General features: G+C 43.9%; 19 protein-coding genes and 1 riboswitch. Of the genes, 5 read left to right on the forward strand and 14 right to left on the reverse strand.

The window, feature by feature from the left end:
• Positions 1-137: 137 nt before the first annotated feature.
• Positions 138-1,094 (reverse strand): DMT family transporter, encoded by a 957-nt coding sequence (locus MHH89_RS12640; RefSeq protein WP_076104422.1) that lies wholly within the window; start codon positions 1,092-1,094, stop codon positions 138-140.
• 126 nt (positions 1,095-1,220) lie between these two features.
• A riboswitch (FMN riboswitch) is annotated at positions 1,221-1,369 on the reverse strand.
• 209 nt (positions 1,370-1,578) lie between these two features.
• Between MHH89_RS12640 and MHH89_RS12645 the strand changes: the two genes are divergently transcribed.
• Positions 1,579-2,751, forward strand: a complete 1,173-nt coding sequence (locus MHH89_RS12645) for a substrate-binding domain-containing protein (RefSeq protein ID WP_076310286.1) — start codon at positions 1,579-1,581, stop codon at positions 2,749-2,751.
• A 207-nt stretch (positions 2,752-2,958) separates the two neighbouring features.
• On the forward strand, positions 2,959-4,461 hold the full coding sequence (locus tag MHH89_RS12650) for an N-acetylmuramoyl-L-alanine amidase family protein (protein WP_076310302.1): 1,503 nt from the start codon (positions 2,959-2,961) through the stop codon (positions 4,459-4,461).
• A gap of 47 nt (positions 4,462-4,508) precedes the next feature.
• On the opposite strand, the gene MHH89_RS12655 is transcribed toward MHH89_RS12650, so the two are convergent.
• The 4 genes from MHH89_RS12655 to MHH89_RS12670 all read right to left on the reverse strand — a co-directional run bounded on the left by MHH89_RS12655 (position 4,509) and on the right by MHH89_RS12670 (position 8,186).
• A complete protein-coding gene (locus MHH89_RS12655) occupies positions 4,509-4,913 on the reverse strand; it encodes a VOC family protein (protein ID WP_076184069.1) in 405 nt (134 codons plus the stop codon).
• 23 nt (positions 4,914-4,936) lie between these two features.
• Complete coding sequence (locus MHH89_RS12660) at positions 4,937-6,409, reverse strand: carboxylesterase/lipase family protein (protein ID WP_076310285.1); 1,473 nt, start codon at positions 6,407-6,409, stop codon at positions 4,937-4,939.
• A gap of 19 nt (positions 6,410-6,428) precedes the next feature.
• Complete coding sequence (locus tag MHH89_RS12665) at positions 6,429-7,583, reverse strand: AI-2E family transporter (RefSeq protein WP_076127413.1); 1,155 nt, start codon at positions 7,581-7,583, stop codon at positions 6,429-6,431.
• 243 nt (positions 7,584-7,826) lie between these two features.
• Positions 7,827-8,186: a (2Fe-2S) ferredoxin domain-containing protein gene (locus MHH89_RS12670; protein ID WP_076184074.1), complete on the reverse strand. Its 360-nt coding sequence runs from the start codon at positions 8,184-8,186 to the stop codon at positions 7,827-7,829.
• A 149-nt stretch (positions 8,187-8,335) separates the two neighbouring features.
• On the opposite strand from MHH89_RS12670, the gene MHH89_RS12675 reads away from it, so the two are divergent.
• From MHH89_RS12675 to MHH89_RS12685, 3 genes are all read left to right on the forward strand, one after another.
• Complete coding sequence (locus MHH89_RS12675) at positions 8,336-9,922, forward strand: AraC family transcriptional regulator (protein ID WP_076281416.1); 1,587 nt, start codon at positions 8,336-8,338, stop codon at positions 9,920-9,922.
• Positions 9,923-10,082: 160 nt separating this feature from the next.
• Positions 10,083-11,042, forward strand: a complete 960-nt coding sequence (locus MHH89_RS12680; protein WP_076281533.1) for an ABC transporter substrate-binding protein — start codon at positions 10,083-10,085, stop codon at positions 11,040-11,042.
• 142 nt (positions 11,043-11,184) lie between these two features.
• Positions 11,185-11,415 (forward strand): hypothetical protein, encoded by a 231-nt coding sequence (locus MHH89_RS12685; protein WP_076127617.1) that lies wholly within the window; start codon positions 11,185-11,187, stop codon positions 11,413-11,415.
• 6 nt (positions 11,416-11,421) lie between these two features.
• On the opposite strand, the gene MHH89_RS12690 is transcribed toward MHH89_RS12685, so the two are convergent.
• The 9 genes from MHH89_RS12690 to MHH89_RS12730 form a co-directional block, all read right to left on the reverse strand.
• Positions 11,422-12,519 (reverse strand): GerAB/ArcD/ProY family transporter, encoded by a 1,098-nt coding sequence (locus MHH89_RS12690; RefSeq protein WP_076281415.1) that lies wholly within the window; start codon positions 12,517-12,519, stop codon positions 11,422-11,424.
• Positions 12,520-12,556: 37 nt separating this feature from the next.
• Positions 12,557-13,762: a Ger(x)C family spore germination protein gene (locus MHH89_RS12695; RefSeq protein WP_076281414.1), complete on the reverse strand. Its 1,206-nt coding sequence runs from the start codon at positions 13,760-13,762 to the stop codon at positions 12,557-12,559.
• On the reverse strand, positions 13,759-15,270 hold the full coding sequence (locus MHH89_RS12700; RefSeq protein WP_076310284.1) for a spore germination protein: 1,512 nt from the start codon (positions 15,268-15,270) through the stop codon (positions 13,759-13,761). Before MHH89_RS12700 ends, MHH89_RS12695 begins: the two co-directional genes overlap by 4 nt.
• 159 nt (positions 15,271-15,429) lie before the next feature.
• Positions 15,430-16,455, reverse strand: coding sequence for an iron-hydroxamate ABC transporter substrate-binding protein (locus MHH89_RS12705; protein WP_254847660.1), 1,026 nt, complete (start codon positions 16,453-16,455; stop codon positions 15,430-15,432).
• 132 nt (positions 16,456-16,587) lie between these two features.
• Positions 16,588-18,213: a helix-turn-helix domain-containing protein gene (locus tag MHH89_RS12710; RefSeq protein WP_076220103.1), complete on the reverse strand. Its 1,626-nt coding sequence runs from the start codon at positions 18,211-18,213 to the stop codon at positions 16,588-16,590.
• Positions 18,214-18,357: 144 nt separating this feature from the next.
• The gene (locus MHH89_RS12715; protein WP_076129508.1) at positions 18,358-19,398 is read right to left on the reverse strand and encodes an NAD(P)/FAD-dependent oxidoreductase; all 1,041 of its coding nucleotides are present in this window, start codon (positions 19,396-19,398) and stop codon (positions 18,358-18,360) included.
• A 42-nt stretch (positions 19,399-19,440) separates the two neighbouring features.
• Positions 19,441-21,156 carry an ABC transporter ATP-binding protein gene (locus tag MHH89_RS12720; protein ID WP_076179717.1) on the reverse strand — a complete coding sequence of 572 codons (1,716 nt, stop codon included), beginning with the start codon at positions 21,154-21,156 and terminating at the stop codon, positions 19,441-19,443.
• A gap of 42 nt (positions 21,157-21,198) precedes the next feature.
• Positions 21,199-22,173 carry a FecCD family ABC transporter permease gene (locus MHH89_RS12725; protein WP_370510750.1) on the reverse strand — a complete coding sequence of 325 codons (975 nt, stop codon included), beginning with the start codon at positions 22,171-22,173 and terminating at the stop codon, positions 21,199-21,201.
• 62 nt (positions 22,174-22,235) lie between these two features.
• On the reverse strand, positions 22,236-23,294 hold the full coding sequence (locus MHH89_RS12730; protein ID WP_076129506.1) for a FecCD family ABC transporter permease: 1,059 nt from the start codon (positions 23,292-23,294) through the stop codon (positions 22,236-22,238).
• Positions 23,295-23,481 lie beyond the last annotated feature (187 nt).

Below are 23,481 nucleotides of genomic sequence, written 5' to 3' on the forward strand. Positions count from 1 at the left end.
GTTAGAAACATTTCAGCAGTTTTTGCAGTCGATTTGATCTAAGCAAGGAGTAAAATCACATACAAAAAAAGATGATCCGAAAGCCATACGGCTTCGAATCATCTTTATATAGGTAGAACCATTCCACTTCAATCTGCTCAGAGCGTTTGTGGTTTGGACTGTTGATTAGATAAAAAGAATAAAGCGACCCAGATCAAGGCAAATCCGAGAATCTGCGGGATAGTGACCAGCTGTTGGAACACAATCCAGTTGATGATTACTCCCGTCATAGGAAAGCTGAGTTCAGCCAATGTGGCGAAGGAAGCTTTGGTCGTGCTAAGTCCTTTGTAATACAACAACATACTAAGAAGTCCTGGCAGCAAAGCTTGCAGCAATAAATTAACCGCAATAGCTGCCGATGCACCAAACCCGCCATGAATCTGCCACGGAGCACCTTCTAGCGTAGTGATAACGAAAAGTAAAGGAAGCGCAAGGATAAACCGCAGCGAAGTCACTGTCTCATATTTCATAGAACCGAGCAGATAACGTCCCATGACTGTCGATCCCCCCCACAGTGCAGCTGCTCCCAAGGCCATCAGACTGCTAACCCCAATAAAGTTATTCACATGTCCGAAAGGGATACTCCAGCCAAAGGTCAGCAGATAGGTTCCTACCAGCGCCAACACAATGAGTGGTCCGAAATTTTTCGGCAAACGTTCTTTAAGAATTAAAGCAGCGAGACCGATAGCGAATATTGGCTGAAGCTTTTGCAGTAACAGCACTGCATTCAAATCCCCACTGGAAAGTGCCATCGTAAATAGGATCGTCGCCCCGGCAGAGCCTCCCCATGAAACAATCAATAAAGCACCAATCTGGCGAAATCCAATTCCTTTAAGCTCCGCCCGGTGACGCCAAAGAACAGGTGAAGCAGCCAAGAAAAGCACCACATGCTCCAGAAGAACAATTTGCGATGAGGTTAAGGATTTTAACAGGATGATACGAAAGAGCGGATCAACGCCCCATAATGCTGCACCAATCACAACGAGCCAAAATCCACTGCGTAGCGCTGATGTACTGCCAACCTTAGTTGATGATGAAGCTGTAACATTACTCATAATTTCCTTCTCCTTGTCGATACAAACCCTCGATAAGAGACCAAAAACCCCCGAATTACCAAATAGGTAAACTCGGGGGCATTATCAATAAAGACGTACAAGGATAGACTCCTAGCGTCTTTATCTTATGATCCTCTCCCATCCGGACTTTACCGTCGGCTCTGGATTTACACCAGATCAGTCACTTCTCTGCAAGCAGAACAAGTGAGTCGCGGGCTCAGTTCGCTTTGAACATTACCGCCGGTCGGGAATTTCACCCTACCCCGAGAATCTTGTATTCCGTTGTTTTTTTCACAATCTCAGAATAAACCTCTTCAAGCCATTCGTCCAGTACTTTATGAAAATGTACACATTACTTTCATGTTTCGCAGCATTTTATTACATGTTTGTTCGTAATTGTTCTACTGCTTCATCCAAAAAACTTCTGTATAATGAAATTATGTTGATTTTTCCATAGTTTAGTAATCATGTCGAGGAGGTTGTTATGAAAGAAGCATTCTGGACGAAATTATTGTTCTCCATTTTTGCCGTTGGAGGAATAGCTTTTTTAGGATTCATAGGTGCTATAATTACTGCGCTTTACGGAGGACTGCTGTTTTATACCCCACTTGTGGCGATCTTAGCGATCGTATTAGCCATCTATGTTGTACTCATCATATTTAATGTGTTGTCCCGAAGAACAAGCAATATTGTATTGTTATCTATCCTCGGACTTAGTCTGCTCGCGACCGCAGGATATGAGATCAAGCAAGCGTACGTCAACAGAATTGCCACTGTCGATGATCGGGAGGTTAATCTGCTACAGTATGAACCCTTTGCTGAGAAGACCAAAGCAGTGAATCTGGACGAGCCTTCTTCCTATCATATCGATAGCGATCTTCCAAGATTGGACGGCGCAACCGCACTTTATCCACTGTATTCAGCTTTCGTTCAATCTACTTATCCTGAGGGTTATTATAATCCGTATGATTTTCAAACAAGTCAAGTAATTTGCAGCAGCACGCCTGAAGCTTACAAGAGATTAATTGAAGGAGAAACCGATATTATATTTGTAGCGGCTCCGTCAATTGCACAACAAAAAGAAGCTAAAAGAAAAGGTGTCGAACTGAAGCTTACGCCGATCGGCCGCGAGGCCTTCGTATTTTTTGTAAACAAACGAAACGACGTAACCGGACTTTCCACCGCTCAACTTAAAGATATTTACGCAGGCAAGGTCACAAATTGGAAAGATGTAGGCGGAGCTAATAACCGAATCCGTGCTTTTCAACGACCTGAAGATAGCGGAAGCCAAACGATGTTGCAAAAGTTTATGAAGGACACTCCACTCATGAAGCCGCCTCAAGAAGACGTAGCGGATATTATGAGCGGTATCATTCAACAAACCTCCAGCTATCGCAACTATAAAAATGCACTGGGCTACAGCTTCTTATTTTACGCCTCAGAAATGAATCGAAACGGGGAAATAGCCCTGCTGGCCATCGATGGTATTCAACCAGACAAGGAAAGTATTCGTAGTGGACAGTACCCTTTGGCAACAGAATTTTATGCAGTGACCGCGGGAAGCGACAACCCTAATATTCAGCCCTTTCTGGATTGGATTCAATCTGCTCAAGGTCAGAAATTGGTAGAGAAAACAGGTTATACATCGTTAAAATAAAATCTCTCTAGCAAATGAGAGCTATCCCAAATGTTTGGGAAGGCTCTTTTTCTATTTTTATACCGAAAATTTTCCTTTTTATCTGTTGTAGAGCGCAACTTTTGGAAACTATTGTCGTTTATACTTTATACGAGCCTTAAACGGCATCAAAGGAAGAAAAAGTAAGAATTGCTAGAGACCAATAAACGGGGATGGTAGGGATTGCAGATGAAAAAGTTTGGTTTTTTGGCGTTACTGCTGCTTTTGTTGGTGCTGGTTCATCCAGGAACTGGTTATGCCGGCTCTGCGGAAACACACATCAACCTAGACGGCAACGATCTTAAGATTTCAAAAGAAGCACAGGTACAAATTGTAAATGGCAGTGTAATGGTTCCTCTTCGTGTTGTTGCGGAACAGCTTGGTTATACCGTGAAATGGGATAATGTGACCAAGACGGCGATCATTGAGCAAAAGGGAACTACTTTAAAGCTGATCGTGGATAATACGATGGCAGAAGCTTCAGGGAAACAAGTCAAACTGGACAATCCTCCGTTTCTCAGTGGCAGCACAACCCTTGTTCCTTTAAGATTTGTTGGGGAACAGACAGGAACTACTGTCGGTTGGGACAATGTAACCAAAACCGTATATTTAACCTCTCCAGTACCTGAGATTGGGGGAAGCGATCCGGAAATTACGGTTCCACAACCCACTCCAACAGCACCTTCAGACAACGGATCAAACGGGAATACAGCAAATGAAGGGAATAGCTCAGTAGCTACAGTCACCAATCTAAGCTTCATCGATAACCAGCTGGTTATTGCAGTGAACGGCAGTATAAAACCTACCGTGTTCACTATGACAGACAAAGACCGAATTGTCGTGGATTTACCGAATACTGGCTTTGGAACCGACTTCCATCAGAATCTGTCCGTAGGAAAGAACCAAAGCGGACAGTTAACGGTTACTGACTATCCTAATGTCTCTGCCGTTCGCTATTCATTGTTCAGCAGTTCCCCATCTACCATTCGGATCGTCATTGATCTAAACAGCGCTAATAGCTACAGTCTGATAAATGCTAATGATGGACTTATTATTGTGGATCTTAATGGGACTAGCGTTACGCTTCCTGAAACCACCTTACCAGAAGTACCGGTTACAACTCCTACACCTTCTACCGGCAACACAGACAAGAAGATAATCGTCATCGATGCAGGACATGGTGGGAAAGATCCAGGGAGTTCAAGTGTTAATAAGCTTAAAGAGAAAGATTTCACCTTGCCGACAGCACTGAAAATTGCAGAATTACTAAAGAAAGAACCAAATATCGAGGTTATACTCACGCGCAGTGGCGATACATACCCAACTCTACAGGACAGATCTAACCTCGCCAACAATGTAAAAGCCGATCTATTTATCTCTGTTCATGCCAATAGTATTCCGGCGGGCAGTAAAAGTAACCCTAGTGGCACAGAGACCTATTACACACGTAATGATAGCTTATTATTCGCTCAAACCGTTCACAAATATCTCGCAGTTGCTACAGGACTACAGGACCGAGGGGTTCGTCAAGCTAACTATCATGTAACAAGAGAAACCAAAATGCCTGCAATATTATTAGAATGTGGTTACTTAAGCAATACCAAGGATGAAGCATTACTCTTTACCCCGGACATCCAAAATAAAATAGCCGAAGCAGTAGTTTTAGGAATCAAAGAATATTTAGGTCGTTAAAAAAATGGGTGTCCCATTAGCCGTTTAGGCTGATAGGACACCCATCTTTATTCGGTAGCAGTGTTCCAAACACTCATTCGTTCCCGCAGATTCGAGGTATGCAGCTCCAGCTGTATACCATCCGGATCTAGAAAATTGACCGTCCAGCCTATTCCCCGTTTGATCGGCCCTCTAATTATGGGCACATTCTGGGTTTGCAATCCTTGGACGGCTTCTTCAAAATGTTCCTCTGCAATACTAAAAGCGATATGGTCTACCCCAACCACATTATTTGCAATCGCCATATAATCAGGCTTTTCAAGAAGACATATCCAGGCACTTCCCCATTCCAGATAAGCATCAGTTTTACCTCTATGAACTAGCTGAAGGCCCAGAATTCCTGTGTAGAAATTCAGGGAATTTGCTAAATTACTGACATTTACGGTCACATGGTTAAAACCTTCTACCTGCATCTTTATTCAGCCTCTCAATCTTCTTAAGCCAGCATAGTGACAATTCTTTTGCGTTTCTCTGACTCAGGATCATAAGCTACATGCGTATCTTCATCAAAGATCAAGGTAGCCCGTTCCTCCAGATTGTATTTCGGCCATACCCTCTCTGCTGTAGCCGGATTTCCTTGATGAGCGAAAGCAATCCAAGCGTCATGCATAACTTCAGCCAACTTCTGCATCGTTGGATTAATTTCTGCCCTAAGATGGGTTAGATGAGATAGATTATTAAAGGCATAAACGATTTCTGCACTATGCACAGCTTTATTTAACAAAGGATGACCTGGGATCGTGCCGTCAAAACGGTACATCCAGACTGGTGCATAATTCAATTGGTTTTCCGCCAGAGACACCGAGGTTGCCCAGAAGTAAAGATCCGTTAGAATTTCGGCTTGTCCTTCCCAGGTGGAAGAATAATGGTTAGCAATCTCTTTCAGACTCCCAGTACCCATCATCTGCTCCAGCGCCTTGAGTGATTCGTCAAAGTCTGCCTCAGGTGATTCTTCTCTGAAGAACAAGTTGCCCTCATCACGATTGGTTCCGATCAATAGCGGAATACCATGTGCCGATCCTTCTGACACAGCCTGTGCAGGTTCTACAGGAAGTGTATCCCCATCAATGACAGGCTGAAATAACATGCCAATTGAGCCACCCGTTAACTTTTTAGTCATTCTTGCGGCTGCATCGATAATTTGTTCAGAAGAAAATGTTTGCAGAAGACTGGCATCTCCATCTGGAGCAATCCCTAATTCAGCTAGCAGTGCCGCTGCAATGTACTTTCCTTGCTCGGAAGGCAGTGTCTGAGCAGCTCCACTTTGCATAATCGCACCAGCGAACAACCCCTTCGCTGCTGGCATGGCCAAAAGGGCTGCGATACTCATACTCCCTGCTGACTCTCCGAATACAGTTACCCGCTGCGGGTCCCCGCCAAAAGCAGCAATATTCAGTTTTACCCATTCCAGCGCGGCAATTTGATCCAATAATCCTTGATTAGAAGCAAGCCCATGGCCAAATGGAGACAAATTCATGAATCCAAATGGACCCAGCCGATAGTTAATGGTCACTAAAATTACTTTGCCGCGCTCAGCGAAGCTTGTGCCGTCAAACTGCGGCTGACTTCCAGCCCCGGTCACAAACGTCCCCCCGTGAATCCAGAACATAACAGGCAGGGGCTCATCATGAACTGCTGGCGCCCAAATATTTAAATACAGACAATCCTCGGAATGAAGCGGCGTCTTGCCACCGAACCGAGTACCTCTCGTATCCGCTGGCTGATGACTAACTGGACCAAATTCAGAAGCATCTCTAATCCCATCCCAGGCTTCTGGTGGCTGTGGTGCACGAAACCGAAGTTCTCCAACAGGTGGAGCTGCAAAAGGGATCCCGCGCCAAATGTTCACTTCCCCCTCCTGTATTCCCTGAAGCTTACCATAAGAGGTTACTGCTATTGGTGCTCCCATTACATTTCACCCTTCCACATTATTCCTTATTCTCTTCAATCTGTTTATATAAGCCGGATCGAAACCGGAACCATTCAAAAAGATGTGTAAATACCACCTTAAGTACCGCATAACCCGGAACTGCAAGGATAATCCCCAGAATTCCAAACATTTTACCTGCGAATATAATCACAAAAATAATGGTTATCGGATGAATCTTCAACGTTTTGCCCATGATCTGTGGTGAGATGAATTTTCCTTCAATCAGCTGAACAGCTGTCCACACGATAATCATCTTCAGCAGCATAAATGGAGAAGTGACCATCGCCACAATTAGGGCAGGTGTAATCGCGATTGCCGGGCCCAGATAAGGAACAACTGCTGTACAAGCAGCAGCAATAGCCAGAACGAGAGAGTACTCCAAACCAATGATTAAATAGCCAATATAGAGCAGCAGACCAATACAGCAGCTGACTATAATTTGCCCGCGTATGTAAGAGGATACCTGACTGTTCATCTCCGACATGACCATACGAGTCTGCGGCTGCAGAGAAGTAGGTACAAACTTCAGAATATAATCCGGCAATTTTTTTCCATCGCGAAGCAAGTAGAACAAAATAAATGGCGTCGTTACAACCGCCAAGACAATCTCTGTAAGGGCTCCTACAAAGCTGCCAACACCCGTCAAGGCATTATTCAGAAAAGAACTGCCCCACGCTGTTATCTTAGATGTTATCTCACTAAGGTTCGTTCCGATACTATCTTGAACTTGCCCAAAGAACTCCGTTCCGGTCAGATCCATAAACCGTTCTTGAATTAATTCACTATACCTTGGAAAATTGTCGATCAATCCTGATAGCTGAGTCCGTATAATTGGAATGACCATAAACAAAACCAGCGTGATGATACCAGCAATCAACAAATATAGGATGATTATTGCATATACACGTTTTATTCGGGATCTTTTCTCCATCCGATCTACCAACGGATTCAGCAAATAATAAGCTATACCTGCCAGTAATAATGGTGCGGCCACGGTGTGCAGCAATACTGATATCGGCTTAAAAATAAACGGTATTTTGGAGAATACCAGAATATTAATTCCAACCAGCAGCATAATGAGCAGCACTACTACAAATTTATTATTCAGAAAAAATTTTTTGAACTTCTCTGGCCACACCTGCAGCCTCTCCATCGTACCCTCTCCCCTATAAACCATCATATATACTGTGTTATTTCATTCACTTTTTAATAGCATAGTCAACGTTAGCCCTGCAAGTCAAATTTGATGTCCTTAATTAAGCACACAGTCCTATTACGAGTCTGGTCATGATCCGATTCAATCATAATCCTCCCCTGTTTATAAATAAATAACCCTGCACGAGATATTCCTCTGTACAGGGTTAGAACCGCAACTAAAAGGTACTCCCAAGCCTTGCTATTTTTTCTTTTTCCCTTTAGCGTCCTTTTCATTTGAAGCAATCAATTGTCCATCATAGGTGTATAACACGTGATCTTCAAGCTTCTCCCCCTGCAAATGTTTCCGCACTAATGATTTCGCCAGCTTAGGTGTAATCTCTTTGTACCACACACCTTCGGGATAAGCGATCACCACACAAGCATCTGAACATCTTCCATTACAACGGGTCACAGTCGTATGTATAAGACTTTGTGCGCCCTGCTTCTCAATCTCATCTTCTATCGCTTCAGCTACCTCTTCACCTTTGTGTTTCTTGCAGCTGCTACCGTTACATATTAATAAGTGACTTACAGTTCCTTGTAAATTCCAGGTCGTCATGGATGACTTCAACCCCTTCTTATCAGCTAACCCTATTCCGTTCGTGGATTATTTTAAACACTATCATAAGCATCATTATAGTCAATAGTAAGAAAGACTGTTATACTATAAATGAGAATGATTATCAATGAAAAGAAGGGGATTACTACATGCAGATCCAATCCGACGGGATGCCTTATTCATCCCATCCTTTTTATATGCCCCTTCGGGTCATCAGCTTATCGGGAATAACCAACTACACAGCCTCAAACATTTCTTCTACTAATTCCAGCCTTATGATGATCTGGGATGGGAAAGGTTTTCTTGAAATAGACGGTAAGCTACACAAGGTCATGGCCGGAAGCTTAATAGCCCTTAGTAGTTCTTCTTTATTGAAGATGGAACCTGAATTACAGTTAAAGGGGATATGGATGGAGTATTCCTGTATACCCCAGAGTAAAGATGAGGACATTTTTATAAATGACAACTCCCCTGTCCACCATGCCTCTACACGTTTGACAGCCTTGGCAGGTGAGCTTTACAGTGCTTGGATAGACGCTGATAAGCAAAAGCCGTTTAGGGTCCAGCAGCTATTCACCCAGTTCCTAGTGGAGCTTCATAGTGAACTGACATCCCGTAAAGAAAGATCAAGCAGTTGGATGGAGCAAGTGACGGAGTATATAGAAGCTCATTACAATGAAGATATCACACGGGATCAAATGGCTGCTTTAGCTGAAGTGAGCCCTGAGCACTTTTCGCGAGCCTTTCGCAAATCAATAGGTCTATCCTTCAGTGCTTATATTACACTATTAAGAATCCGAAAAGCCCAGCAACGAATTCTCACCAGTTCCCCCAATCTGACTACTTTGGCACATGAGGTTGGTTACGAAGAGGGAACTTATTTGAGCCGAAAATTCAAGCAGCTGGTTGGCGTTTCACCTACAGCCTACCAGAATAAGAATAAACGGGTCGTTGCCCTGAACTATAATCACACCGCTAGCCTGCGAGTACTGGAAATCATGCCTCAACTCGGGGTTTATTCCGAATGGCAGCATAGCTTGGAACAAGTTCCCGCTTCCAAGCAGCTTCAAATGAGCGAAGGTAAATTTTCATTAGTCTATGACTCAGTAGCTGCGGTAAAACCAGACGTCATTATCGGCTACAGTCTACCCGACAATAAGATTCTGACTCCTGTTGCTCCGGTTATTGAGCTGCCCTTTATGCAAATGAGTTGGCGAGAGCAATTTGCTCTGATTGCCGAGGTTGTGAATCGACGACAGCGTGCTGAACAATGGCTAAGTCATTATGACAGACTTTGTCTTACCGCCAACGGGTTATTAAACCATGCAATAGGAATGGAGAGAGGTACGGCTATCGTGTGGGAGGTTAGCTCCCGATCCGCCTACTGTTTCAGTAGCAGCTTCGGCAGAGGTTGCCAAATTCTATACGGTGATCTTGGCTTCAAGCCCCCCTCCGTAATTATTGAAAAAGGGATCACAGATTCCGGGTACTTAGAGGCATCCATTGAGGATATCGTATCGTTTCCTGCTGACCATATTATTATCACCAGCATCCCTTCATCATCTGAGGGAAGACAACGTTTTACTCGCCTACTACATTCTAAAGCTTGGAAGCAATTAGATGCAGTACGTAACGGACGGGTATATATTCTGAACCAAGGTGATATGTTCTACGGATTTGACCCACTGTCCTCACAGGCACAGCTTCAAGAATTGCTACGGGTAATGACATCATAAATTTGCATAAGCTGAGATCATATCCGTCCATAGTAAATACCCGGTGAAGCTTGTAAAGTTCTTATTGAGAATGATAATCAATATACATAGGAGGAACAACAAATTGCATAATCCAGGAAAAAATAGCACCAAACAATCCCATTGGCTTCTTTTTCCCCTCATGCTGACATTAATTCTAGTCATATCAGCTTGCGGGAATTCCAATAATTCTGTGGGGAATACAGGCAGTAACACCAGCAACACATCATCGGCTACTACAGCACCTACCGAAACTAGTCAACCGACAGAAACTACGGAAACAGCTGCTCTAAAAAAGGTCACTACTATAAATGGTGATATTGAAATTCCTGTTCAACCTAAAAGGATTGTCGCTGAGGAATATTTGGGCAGTCTGATTGCGCTAGATACCATCCCTGTTGGTGCTCCCGGATTAACACTGGAGAATATGTATTTTAAGGAGGCACTTACTGGAGTTGCAGACACTGGAACTTACGGCAAAATGTCACCTGAAAAAATCATCGCACTTAATCCTGATTTGATTATTTCTGGACAAGCTGAAAGCTATGAAGCACTAAGCAAAATTGCTCCAACCATCGTTGTACCATATGGTGATCTGAAAGATGCTCATGCCGAATTAACCTATTTCGGAGAACTCCTTGGTAAAGAAGAGGAAGCCAAAAGCTGGCTTGCAGATTACGACAAACGGATAGCTGAAGCTAAAGCCAAAGTAGACAAAGCACTCCCTGCAGATGCAACGTTTTCCATCATGGAAGACGGCGGAAAATCCATTTGGGCCTATGGCGATAACTTTGGCCGAGGCGGACAGCCTGTCTATCAGGCGCTGGGTCGCAAGCCCCCTACAGCTGTGGCCGCAGAAATTATGGAGAAGCAATGGGCGGAAATCTCTACAGAGGCACTCGCTAAATACGCAGGAGATTATATTATCTTAACTTCCAATAACCGTACAGAAGCTGATTACAAAGCTGATCCAATCTGGAGTAGCCTACCCGCTGTAAAAAATGGCCATCTCTATGTATGGAAAGAAGAACGGTCCTGGTACTATGATCCAATTGCCGTGTTATCCCAGACCGAAGAGCTGGCTGCTTGGCTTACACAATAAAATGCGCTTAAATTAGAATCCCCTACTGCTTCCAACAACATTGGAGCAGTAGGGGATTTGTTATGTCTTTTGACTACAAAAACACTCAAGAGGTAATAATACATTTAGCCTAAGGTTAATCTAGCAAATGGAGTTGATCATTATGAAATTACTATCACTATATTTCATGCTTGCTTTTATGGGGTTGCTGATGGCAGTAATCATCGACCTTTTATCAGGAGAAACCCTCACCGCTTCAATGCGGACGATCTATGACTCCTTTGCAGCTACAAGCATACAGGAATCAATAACTATGCTCGTTTTTATCTCCTTACCTTTTGTTAATACAATTACATCCTCTATCCGAAATAGAAGCAATAAATCCATTAAATAAAATAAACTAACCTATACTCCCTAATTTTCTGCGGATGTAATGAACGATACACAAGAGAATAGGTACAGCGGCACAGAAATATGGCAAAATATATTTCAGAAATATCCTTCCTTCGTCCATATGTATCGGATAATTTGCTGAACTAATAAAAGCCCCGAACAAAACAACAATACCCACGGGAACGGCGAGCTTCCTGCTGTCTTGTACCTTGAATAGATCCGCGGTGACTACCATTGCAGCGTAGCAATATACTGACATTTTAAAAAATACTCCAATGATTAAGGTTAAGAGCACAAGCGCGTCCAAACGTTGAATGAAATTGGCCAGGTTTACTAACGTTATCGTAGTGAACATCGGAAAATTGGCTCTACTGTAGATTTCTGTTCCTAGAACGGATATTTCGATGGCATGGGTAAAACTGAGTAATAATCCGCATAAAGTCATTGCGATGATTCCGGTTCTTTTTGCTACCTTGGTTTTTTTGATATGAGGTAAAATCGTAGTGAAACATACCATCTCCCCGAACGGAAATAGCCATATATTCAGATAGGCTGATTTTAATGCATTCTTCCAATCCGAGGCCTGTAACGGAAACAAGTTATCTAGTTTTACAAGTCCGGCGGCAATAACCAAAAAGCAACTGGTCAAGCCCAATAATATTATAATCAGCATATAAATCTCAGCTGTCCGCGCAAACACCTCAATCCCCTTGTTTAAGATGTAAATTACCGCAACAACCATCATTGCATAAATGATGAACACGGGTGTTCTGTCGTAAGAAGCAGCTATTAACAACTCACCTGATTCATGCAGATTTCGGGAGCCATTGAAGAGAAGGATTGGAATGTATGTTAAGCTTAACGGCCAGCCTATAACATTGCCCAGTATCTTTCTTGTATACCCGCTAATAATCATGCCCGGATATTGCCGGTATAAATAAACATAAATCAAATACAAAAGAAGTCCACCGGGCAAAGCTAACAGAATAGCAATCCAGACAGCATGGCCACTTTCAAGTCCAATCGGTACCACAAGGGCCGTTCCCAATTCAAACAAAAAAATCAAAGCAAATAATTGACTCGCGCTGATGGTTTCTTTTTTCATAAAGTGGCCTTCTCCCACCTTTCTCAACTAAACCCTGTCATTTTTCCTTTAACAATTGCGGCTCTAATCTCATTCCTACACTGCGAATATATGCCTCCACAGAAACGTCGACTTCCGCTTCCGCGAACACTGACTCCCAATCGTCCTTAACAGTCTCCCATGCTTTTGGATTTGTGCGCTTCAGTTCATTCCCAAAATTGAAAATATCGCATTTCATAGTTTGAGCAGCCTGTAAGGCTTGGGTTATTTCCTGTTTAGTTTTAAGAGCCACTTGTTGTTCCAATTGAACGATTACCTCTCTATCACTTAGCTCAATATAACTCTGAGTCTCATTAAGTGTCCCCTCTTCCACAACATTCACATGAATGACGGGTATTTTATTGCGGAGTTCAATCTTAATTTTTGTTTTTGAATAATTAATGTTCACAGCTATCGAATCTTTAGCCTCATCTGAATCTACATTAATACTGGTTTCATTAATCTCGTTCTGTACCCACAGTGCCCCCCGGGCAAGAGGTCCATCCAGCCATCCCTGAAGAACCCCTTTTTTCAATACGCTTAGCCCGCTCATTGTGACAAGTGCTTTTACTTGAGTTTGCTCCATCCCGGATTTTTTAGTTCCTTCTTCAGCGTCTCCAAGAATTCTGGCTCCGGATATCACCACTGACCCTTCCCCACTGATACCATTAATTAGCTCAAAAATATTGATATCCCGGCTTTCTCCATATATTCTAGCGGTATTTTTACTCTTTTTAATAATCCCAATTGCAGGCAGGCTTTCTACGGGAAGCAATAGTTTCAGAATAGAGGATGCTTCCGTATCTCTGGCTACAATAACATTCGTGTTGAGCCGCAGCTCATGGGACCTTTCAAAGATGTCAAAAATCCCATCAATACCGCTCTTCACTGTAGATTCGCCTAAAACTAATAGCTGCGTGTGTGCAAAAAACATCTGTCTTGCCGCCTTTTTTGAAGTCTTGCGAAAAGCACCAAAGATCGTACGGTCCGTGGAAGAATAAATAGTGACCGTGGGTTGTCCGGTGCTAGCTCCTGCACTTGTGGCTGTTGAGGATGGATTCACAATCTGAAAAGTAACATGATATTCCTCTTTATTCGGCACTTTATCCACACCTATACCGGTCACAATGCCTAAATTGTTTAACTCCCGACTGTTCCAGCAGCTTGTCAGCAACATTAAGCAGCATATACAAATAAATGAACGCATCATCCATCCGGCCTTCATTTGCCACTCCCCGGCTTTCCATCATTCACCTTAAGTCGAGTATTATTTTTTTGGCTAATAAGACGCGGCCGAGTTTTCATATATTTCAAGGGCACACGCAAGATCGCGTCCTTCTGATTCTCAGCGATAAAAGGACCAAACGGAGACATATATGGAAAACCCAACGATTTCAAGCTGCACATATGAGCAACCAAAATAAAAGTAAAGATCGTTATTCCATAAAGCCCCATAAAGGCTGCGATAAACATAATGATGAAACGCAAGATGCGTATGGAAAGAGCCATATTAAAAGCAGGAGTAGCAAAGCTGGATATTCCTGTAAGTGAAACTACAATAACCATTGCAGGAGAGACAATACCGGCTTGTACGGCTGCCTGTCCTAACACTAAGCCCCCAATGATCGATACAGTTTGACCTATAGGGGATGGCATACGAATTCCTGCTTCACGTATAATCTCAAAAGTAAATTCCATCAGCATAGCCTCAATAAAAGCCGGAAATGGAACCCCCTCCCTTTGCGAAGCAAAATTAATAAGTAGGGCTGTTGGGATCATTTCTTGATGAAAATTTAGAATCGCAATAAAGAGTGCTGGGCCAAATAACGAAATAACAAGGCAAATAAATCTCAATACTCGGATCAAAGTCGTAATATCATAACGCTGGTAATAATCTTCTACGGCATGTAAAAACATAAAAAAGGTTGTAGGTGCAATCAGCACAAACGGGGTCCCGTCCACAAAAATAGCAACTCGTCCTTCTAAAAGATTTCCTGCAACACTGTCAGGACGTTCCGTATTATATAATGTTGGGAATGGGGAAAAGGGAGTGTCTTCTAAAAATTGCTCAATGTATCCAGATTCCAGAATCCCGTCTATATCAATGCTTTGCAGCTTAGTTCTGAGCTCCTGTAAGGTATTATCATTGACGATTCCATGAATATACATAATAGATACATTCGTTTGCGTGACGTCACCTATCTTCATCGACTCTACCCAGAGATTAGGGCTTTTTATTTTCCTGCGCACCAGAGAGATATTCGTCCCAATAGATTCTGTGAAACCTTCCTTGGAGCCACGAATGGCTACTTGAGTTGTAGCGTCCGATACCGTTCTAACCTCACCGCCGCTTGTATTCCCTCTGATAGCTTCCCTTATCCCGTTGACCCAAAGAATGGTATCTCCAGAGAATAAAGCCTCAAAAAGCACATCCCAATCTTCAAGCGTCTGTTCTTCTCCGATTCCTCTCGCCACTTCTTTCATATACAAAAAGATATCTTCAGCGGATGTTACCACCGGGTGTTCTTCACTTAGTTTATCAAACGACATCGCATGCTCCACAAACTCGTTGACCCTCAATTTTTCTATTAATCCCTCAATATATACGGCAGCTACCTCAACCTGTGTGGTTATGGATTTAATTCTACGAATAACAATATCAGGGCTATGGCCAAGCCTTTCTTGAAGCTCTTTAAGATTATCGTCCAAAATAGTAGAGTTCAAGGGATCCATAATCAACACCTCCTGCCCATACTATTTGTTCTTGATTGCTTTTTTATGCAACTAATGGAATTTGTAATCTGCCTTAGCTTGGAAAATGAATACGCAAAAGGGATGTCCTTGAGCTACTATAGCTCCGCGAACATCCCCTTATACTCTTTTGAAATTAACTTATTGAAGAGACTTCAGCAACGTAACTATCTCATCCAGCTGCTTATCCAGCGCATAAGCATCGGAGAGATAATACGTTTTAAGATCGTAGGTGAATACATGACCCGCCTTAACAGCAGGTAGGCTTTGCCAGAAGACACTGTCCAGAATGTCCAGCTTATCCTGCTCCACGCCACGGCTGAAGCCTTGGAAGATATAATCAGCTTCACCTAAGTACTCGGGCAACGCTTCGAGTGAGAGGGAAGCCCAGCCTTCTTTAAAGGCTGCCTCTTGGACAAGATCAGGTGCATGCAGCCCCAATCCGTTGTATATAATCTCTCCACCACGCCCATATGACGAACCGTATAAATACAGCTCTTTACCGGCAATTTCAAAGATCGCCACTTTTTTATCAGCTGCGATCAGATCAGACAATTCCGCTTTCTTCGCTTCCAGCTTCTGATTGAAATCCGCCACCCACTTTACAGCCTGCTGCTCCTTGTTCAAGATTTTCCCGATCTCGATCAATCGTTCCTTATAGTCGTATTTGCCCCAAGGAATAAAGACCGTTGGAGCAATCTTGGAGATTTGCTCATAGGTATCTTCCTGATAAGTGATAATCAAGTCCGGTTCGAGGCTCGTTATTTTCTCCAGGGACACCGTCATGTCATCGCCTACTACTTCAACACCGGTCAGTGCCTCTTTGAAATATGGATGGTTCAAGATGTCATTCCCGGCAACGGCAATGGGCGTCACGCCAAGCGTCAGAAGATCGCCAATAAAGTCTTGTACCGGGATCACAACTCTTTGTGGATTGCGTGGAATCTGCACCGGGCCTTTATCGCTTTCGTATGTCCAGTACTCTGCATCAGCAGCCGGCTCCGAGCTGGCAACTACAGAATCATTAGTGCTTTTAGCCACTTCGGCCGACGTGCTAGCTGGAGCATTCCCCTGATTAGCTGCTTGTCCGCATGCGCTCAACAGCAGCACCAGCGTAAGCATAACGGCTATCATGCTTGTTTTTCCTAACGATATTATTTTGTACAATGTAAATCCCCCTTGAGACTTTATATTATTATGATATTGATAATCAATATCATTTAGATCTTTGTTTAATATACCGTCTCCGCAGGAAAACATATATACACGCTAATACATCAATTTTGCTATGGACGATTGTCAGCTTAAATTATGGCCGGTTAACAAATCTGTCTGTATCTCCAATTGGCGTTCGAGCGCAAGCCCTTCGCTGCCCCAAAATTCCTCAAGCTTCAGGTAATATATGCGTTCATTCCTGAATGCTGGAAGATTGCGCCAAACCGCACTTTTACTAATCCGTTTACGTGTCCTCGACATCCAGTCCTCTTGTCCTGATACAACCACAAACATATGGTCAGCCGCGTATATTGGCAATTCCGACAGTGAGATGCATAAATGATCATTCCGCTCCAGAACATCTGACCTTACCTTGTCCGGTGGAGTTAACCCCAGCATTGGATACAGATTGTACACCCCGCGGGCAGTATGATTCCAGATATAAATACTGTTATCTTGCCTGATCTCATACACCGCTACCGTTTCACCAGATTCAATTAGTGAGGACAAGCGCTGCTTGGCCAAATCTATTTTCAAATGATAGTGCCTTATCCATGCCTCTGCCCGCTCCTCTTCTCCCAGCAGTCTGCCGAATAAACGAATCTGTTCCAGGCGGTCCATTTTATCACACTCTACCGTAACTAGTGGACCCAACTTCTCCATGCATTTAAGCTGACGGGGGCTCAGATAGGTTGGTGCAATAACTAAATCGGCTTCCAGCCCAGGCCATTCTGCTTCCTCCGGACATCCCTGCAACTCAAATGATCGCACACCCGCCAGTTCCGGCAGCAAAAGCAAGGAGTAATTCATCACATCTTCTTCAACCGCGACAGGCTTCACACCCAGCGCAAGTAAATCCCCTAAAAATTGCAACGCTACTATCCGCTTTGGTTTGGGACGCAAACGGAACTCTGTTGGGGTCATCCCGGTGACTTGCTTGAATTTGCGGCTCAGATATAGTCCATCTGTATAGCCTACTTTTTGCGAAATTTCCTGTATGGTTGCTTTGCTGGACATCAAGTGTTTTTTCGCTTTATTTACTCTTAAATGCGCTACATATTCGGTGAAGCTCCAACCCGTCTGCTTGCGGAACCATACTGAGAAATAACGAGGATTGAAGCCCATCATTCGAGACATCATCTCCCGCGTAATCTCCCTTTGCAAATTCTGGTGGATAAAAGAGAGCATTCTGAAATATGAACTATCCGTAATGTCTGCTTCAGCATCAGCCTCTACGACCAATTGATGTAGCTGATGCAGCAAGGATTGAATTCTATCTGCCTGTGTTTCTAAATTATTGGCAGCAACGTCTTCCAATTCGCTGAATAAGCGGGTTATTTTATTCGTCGTACGTATAGGTAAAATCCCATTGACCGGAAAAATTTCACGGCAAAGTCCATAGACCAATTCTTGCTCCGTGCTATTACTTAGCCCATATACCTCATAGGAGATTGCTAGAACAGAGATAACGGTCTCTAATGGAGCATTAATTTGATAAGTCGCACCTGCGCTTAGAAAAAGAATTTCACCATTTTTAAGAGCTACTGTCTCTCCTTCTATGGTTATTTGAACGATAGCTTCTATTGGTGTCAGGAAGAGTGGGGACTGAACAATCTGGGGTTTACTAATGTGACCGCCACCGCATTGGCGTTTCCCTACCTCTTTTAACAGATAAATTCTATGAACCGGGTTATTATTTGATAGCTTCATTCCTGCTCCCTTCCAGACTGCTAGACTTAATAACCCATAAAATATAAAGCAAGCGTATAAGGTTTCTCTCCGCTCGAAATGGATAAGATCCCCTATACGCCTTATATAAAACTTCAGATTTTATGGTTTGAGAAGCCTCTATCCTTAGTGGTCGTCAACGACTCCAAGCGCTTTATTCTTCTCTTTGAACCGTTCATTGTGAGAAGATACGTAAGCGACTTTGGCCGCGGTTGGGTCTATGTACAGCTTAGCGCTATTAAGCGCCAGAGCCGCATCTGTGAAAGTACCTGCGATCAAACGAACCTTGCTTGCATAATCCACAAAGTCACCTGCTGCGAATATACCCGGAAGATTAGTCTCTAGCTTATCAGTTACATTCGCACACCATTCGCCCATATCAAGGCCCCATTCTTTTAACGGACCAAAATCGCTTTTCAGACCATGATTCACAATGACAGCATCCACTTCAAACTGCTCTGTTTCACCTGTCTCTATATGACTGATCGTAACCTGATCTATCGTTTCACCATTACTGCTGTGTAATTGGCTTACTGCATATGGCGCACGGACATTGACTGAGGATTCCTTCATCCGTACAATGTTTTTCTCATGCCCGCCAAACTGTTCACGGCGATGTGCAATCGTCACACTTGCAGCGATAGGCTCCAATTCATTCGCCCAATCTACTGCGGAGTTGCCTCCACCGGAGATTAGCACTCTTTTACCGCGGAACGGCTCCAGCTCTTGAACGGTATAATGAAGATTTGTCACCTCATAACGATCTGCACCTTCAATTTCAAGCTTTGCCATCTGCAGAATTCCGTAACCAATGGCCAAAATGACTGTGCGGGTCCAATGTTGTTCCCCAGTAGAAGAGGTCAGGATGTACGTTCCATCCTCTTGTCTCTCTTGATTCATAATTTGCTGACCCAGCACAATAGTCGGATCGAAGGTTTGAGCCTGCTCCTTGAGCTGACCGATTAGTTGATGACAAAGAGTTGGGGTTACGCCTCCTACATCCCAGATCATTTTTTCGGGATAGATAAGCATTCTTCCTCCGAGCTCATCCTTCGCTTCAATTAGCTTTGTCTTCAAGTCTCTCATTCCGCTATAAAAAGCTGTATACATCCCAGCAGGTCCGCCACCAATAATGGTTACATCGTATAATTCCAGTTGTTTATTCATTGTGTCCCTCCAAAATTATATTCTAGTGATCCCTTCAGCTACTTAAGCTCCAAACTGCGCTTCATGCAATCGGCTGTAAATTCCGGCAGTCTGCAGCAGTTCCTCATGCTTACCTTGTTCTGCGATGCCACCTTCCGCAACGACAACAATCCGGTCCGCATTTCTGATCGTTGCAAGGCGATGAGCAATAACAAGTGTTGTGCGTCCCTCAGACAACTCTGCGAGCGCCTCTTGTATAGCGGACTCCGTTTCAGTATCCAGTGCAGATGTAGCTTCGTCCAGAATGAGAATCGTCGGATTCTTCAAGAACATCCGGGCGATGGACAACCTCTGCTTCTGGCCGCCAGAAAGCTTGACGCCTCTCTCTCCGATCATTGTATCCAGCCCGGCGGGCTGAGATTTAATCAGTTCTTCCAGCTGAGCGCGCCCAGCAGCCTCCCAGATTTCTTCATCGGAAGCTCCCAATCTGCCGTAAGCAATGTTCTCACGGATAGTTCCGTCAAACAGGAATACATCTTGTTGTACAATCCCGATATGGGAACGAAGTGATTCTAACGTCATGGAGCGAATATCTATTCCATCAATAGAGATGTTGCCTTCGCTTACATCGTAAAAGCGTGGCAGCAAGCTGCAAAGTGTTGTCTTACCAGCACCGGATGGACCCACAAGCGCAACGGTCTCTCCTGCTGAAATCGATAAGTTCACATTGGTTAGCACCTTTTCCTTATCACTATAAGCAAAAGCTACATCCTGGAAGGTTATATTCCCTGACAGATGAGACACTGGCTTAGCGTCTTTTGCGTCATCAACATCTGGCTCCGTCTCCAGCAGTTCAAGATAACGTTTGAAACCAGCGATCCCTTTAGGATAGGTCTCAATGACCGAATTAATCTGTTGCAAAGGTCCTAAGAAGACATTAGACAACATCACAAAGGCAATAAATTCACCGTAGGTCATCTGCTTCTGGATTACAAAATAGGTTCCGCACACAAGAACGAATAACGAGACCAGCTTCATGAGCACAAAGCTAAAGGATGAATTCCAAGCCATAATTCGGTAGGTCATTAGCTTCGTAATACGGAAGCGTTCGTTATTAACCGCAAAGCGGGAAATTTCATGATTCTCATTAGCAAAAGCTTGCACAACACGGATCCCGCTTACATTGTTCTCTACGCGTGCGTTATAGTCAGCAATGTCCGCGAACATAATGTGGAACGCTTTGGACATTTTGCGACTGAAGTACATGGATAAATAAATCATCAGCGGGACAATTACAAAGGTCAGAATCGCTAATTTCCAATTAATGCTAAGCATGATACCGAATACACCCAGCAGCGTCATCACTGCTATGAATAAATCTTCAGGACCATGGTGGGCAATCTCACCGATGTCCATCAGATCATTTGTCATCCGTGAGACCAAATGGCCTGTTTTATTATTATCGAAGAAGTTGAAAGAGAGCTTCTGTACACGATCAAACAGCTTTTTTCTCATATCCGACTCGATATTAATCCCCAGCTTATGCCCCCAATAAGTGACGACAAAATGCATAAAGGCGCTGACGATATAGATCCCCAGCAAACCGAGGCAAGAATAGAGAATCCATTTCCAATTCCCACTTGGCAGCATATCATCCACTACCCGGTTAACGGCCAACGGGAAGACTAGTTCCAGCAGTGCAGCAGCAATAGCACAGGAGAAGTCAAGAATAAACAATCCCTTATAGGGTCTATAGTAAGCAAAAAAACGACGCAACATTGTAAAAATTCGCTCCTTCCGGTGAGTGACCATCTTCTTTCATCAAGATTTAGTACGGGCTAGCAAATACAAAAAGTATGGCGCTCCAATTACAGCAACAACGATTCCAGTGGGGATCTCAGATGGCTGTAAGATCCAGCGTCCAATGGTATCCGCTATAATGACTAGCAGTGAGCCGAGCAGCGCTGAGGTTGGCAGCATGAGCTGATGTTTGGGTCCAACTAGCCGTCGCGCCAAATGGGGGCCGACAAGGCCGACAAAGCCAATCCCGCCACTCACAGCAACACTTGCCGCAGCTAGACCAACCGCAGCAGCAAGAAGCCGGAATTGTTCTTTGGTTACAGCAGCCCCAAGTCCTACGGCTGTCTGTTCACCCAAATTAAGGACGTTCATTACCCTTGCTTTATAGATGACATACGGCACGAGAATTACGATCCACGGAAGTAAAGAAAGTACAAACTTCCAGCTTGTGCCCCAAATACTCCCGGCAAGCCAAGTAGCCACAAACTGATACTTCTCCGGATCCAGCCGAAGAGTCAGCACGATCATCGCTGCACTCATTCCAGCTGCAACCGCTACACCAGTCAGCAACAGGCGCATGGGTTTTATTCCTTCATGCCGTTTATAAGCTAAGACATAAATCAAGGCAGCAGTAATTGCCGCACCAACAAACGCTACCATAGGCAGCAGATACACCGGAGCCGCGGTTGCCGTTGGGTAAAAAGAAATTAACAGCATAACCATAATTCCTGCGCCAGCGTTAATCCCTAAGATGCCGGGGTCGGCCAAAGCATTACGAAAGACGCCCTGCATCACAGCTCCGGATACAGCCAAACCTGCGCCTATCAGAACGGAGATCACAATACGCGGTAACCGAAATTGAAACAAGATTAACTCTTGCTTATCCGTCCCTTTACCGAATAACGTATTAAGCAGCTCCATAGGTGTCAAACGTATGTATCCTGTATTCATACTAATAATAAAAGCAATAACAATCAGTACAGCTAAAATAATCATTATAACTAAGCCACGTTTATTTTTGGCGGCTTGGAAGGAATCGAATGAAGTTTTCTCTATCATTACAGTTCCCTCCTTTCTTTACGTGCAAGATAAAGGAAGAACGGTACACCGATCAGTGCAATAATGGCTCCCAGCGGCGTTTCATTAGGGGGATTAATCATCCGCGCTGTTAAATCTGCAAATACTGCAAGCAGACTGCCTAGAATAGCTGAACATGGAATGATCCATCTGTAATCCACACCTACAAAAAAACGGGTCAAATGGGGAATAATTAGTCCAATGAACCCAACGGCTCCTACTACGGCAACTGATGATCCAGCCAGAATCAATACAATTAAAGTCCCTGCCAGCTTAACAAGCCCTGTGCGCTGGCCAAGCCCTTTAGCAACATCGTCACCTAGGCTGAGCATTGTGATCGACCGGGATAATACCATAGCCCCAATTAACGCCGCTCCTATCCAAGGGAACATGACTTTAAGCTGAATCCATTTCGTCCCAGCCACGCCTCCCGCATACCAGAAAGCCAAATCTTGCCCAATATGAAAATATAAAGCTACCCCTTCACTCAGCGCTGACAGCAGTGCACTAAAAGCAGCACCCGCCAGCACCAGACGAGCAGGAGTCAGCCCTCCCTTGGCCAATGATCCGACCCCATACACAACCCCAGCCCCTACTCCGGCACCAACGAAGGAATATAGGATCAAATACATAAACGATAAATTCGGGAAAAATGCAAAACAAAGCGCCAGCGCAAATCCTGCGCCTGAGTTAATGCCCATCAAACCTGAATCTGCGAGTGGATTTCGGGTCATCCCCTGCATAATGGCACCCGCAACTGCAAAGCTTGCCCCTATCATGGCCCCGCCAAGTACACGGGGTAATCGTAATTCTCTAATAATCTGATGATCCATGATCTCCGGATTAAAGTGAAACACGGCTGCCCACACCACAGAAAGCTTAATATCAGCCGCTCCGAAGGAGACTGAAACAGCGATACCTAGTGCTAATAGTACCAGACCGCCAACCAAGATTAACGTGGCAGCCCAAGGACGTGAACGGAACTCTTGTATGGCTGACCCTTTATTAGGTCTAATCTTGGAAGATATCTGTTGATTCATGAATGCCACCCTATTTCTATGAAATTGATTCTCATTATCACTATGCTATTGTAAATGAGCCTTCCTAGGTTTGGCAATAGATAGATTTAATAGGAGGCATTTATTTTATTGCATTGACAGGAATTCTAGGATTTGATAAAGTTCAAATTGAAAATAATAGTGATAATGATTCTCATTATTATTTGTT

The sequence above is a fragment of the Paenibacillus sp. FSL H7-0323 genome (assembly GCF_038002725.1).
In the GTDB taxonomy this organism is placed as follows: domain Bacteria; phylum Bacillota; class Bacilli; order Paenibacillales; family Paenibacillaceae; genus Paenibacillus_AQ; species Paenibacillus_AQ odorifer.

Excerpts from the sequence above, each read along its gene's own strand:
- MHH89_RS12640 (WP_076104422.1), bottom strand. The coding sequence starts at position 1,094 with ATGAGTAATGTTACAGCTTCATCATCAACTAAGGTTGGCAGTACATCA.
- MHH89_RS12645 (WP_076310286.1), top strand. The coding sequence starts at position 1,579 with ATGAAAGAAGCATTCTGGACGAAATTATTGTTCTCCATTTTTGCCGTT.
- MHH89_RS12650 (WP_076310302.1), top strand. The coding sequence starts at position 2,959 with ATGAAAAAGTTTGGTTTTTTGGCGTTACTGCTGCTTTTGTTGGTGCTG.
- MHH89_RS12655 (WP_076184069.1), bottom strand. The coding sequence starts at position 4,913 with ATGCAGGTAGAAGGTTTTAACCATGTGACCGTAAATGTCAGTAATTTA.
- MHH89_RS12660 (WP_076310285.1), bottom strand. The coding sequence starts at position 6,409 with ATGGGAGCACCAATAGCAGTAACCTCTTATGGTAAGCTTCAGGGAATA.
- MHH89_RS12665 (WP_076127413.1), bottom strand. The coding sequence starts at position 7,583 with ATGGAGAGGCTGCAGGTGTGGCCAGAGAAGTTCAAAAAATTTTTTCTG.
- MHH89_RS12670 (WP_076184074.1), bottom strand. The coding sequence starts at position 8,186 with ATGACGACCTGGAATTTACAAGGAACTGTAAGTCACTTATTAATATGT.
- MHH89_RS12675 (WP_076281416.1), top strand. The coding sequence starts at position 8,336 with ATGCAGATCCAATCCGACGGGATGCCTTATTCATCCCATCCTTTTTAT.
- MHH89_RS12680 (WP_076281533.1), top strand. The coding sequence starts at position 10,083 with ATGCTGACATTAATTCTAGTCATATCAGCTTGCGGGAATTCCAATAAT.
- MHH89_RS12685 (WP_076127617.1), top strand. The coding sequence starts at position 11,185 with ATGAAATTACTATCACTATATTTCATGCTTGCTTTTATGGGGTTGCTG.
- MHH89_RS12690 (WP_076281415.1), bottom strand. The coding sequence starts at position 12,519 with ATGAAAAAAGAAACCATCAGCGCGAGTCAATTATTTGCTTTGATTTTT.
- MHH89_RS12695 (WP_076281414.1), bottom strand. The coding sequence starts at position 13,762 with ATGAAGGCCGGATGGATGATGCGTTCATTTATTTGTATATGCTGCTTA.
- MHH89_RS12700 (WP_076310284.1), bottom strand. The coding sequence starts at position 15,270 with ATGGATCCCTTGAACTCTACTATTTTGGACGATAATCTTAAAGAGCTT.
- MHH89_RS12710 (WP_076220103.1), bottom strand. The coding sequence starts at position 18,213 with ATGAAGCTATCAAATAATAACCCGGTTCATAGAATTTATCTGTTAAAA.
- MHH89_RS12715 (WP_076129508.1), bottom strand. The coding sequence starts at position 19,398 with ATGAATAAACAACTGGAATTATACGATGTAACCATTATTGGTGGCGGA.
- MHH89_RS12720 (WP_076179717.1), bottom strand. The coding sequence starts at position 21,156 with ATGTTGCGTCGTTTTTTTGCTTACTATAGACCCTATAAGGGATTGTTT.
- MHH89_RS12725 (WP_370510750.1), bottom strand. The coding sequence starts at position 22,173 with ATGATTATTTTAGCTGTACTGATTGTTATTGCTTTTATTATTAGTATG.
- MHH89_RS12730 (WP_076129506.1), bottom strand. The coding sequence starts at position 23,294 with ATGAATCAACAGATATCTTCCAAGATTAGACCTAATAAAGGGTCAGCC.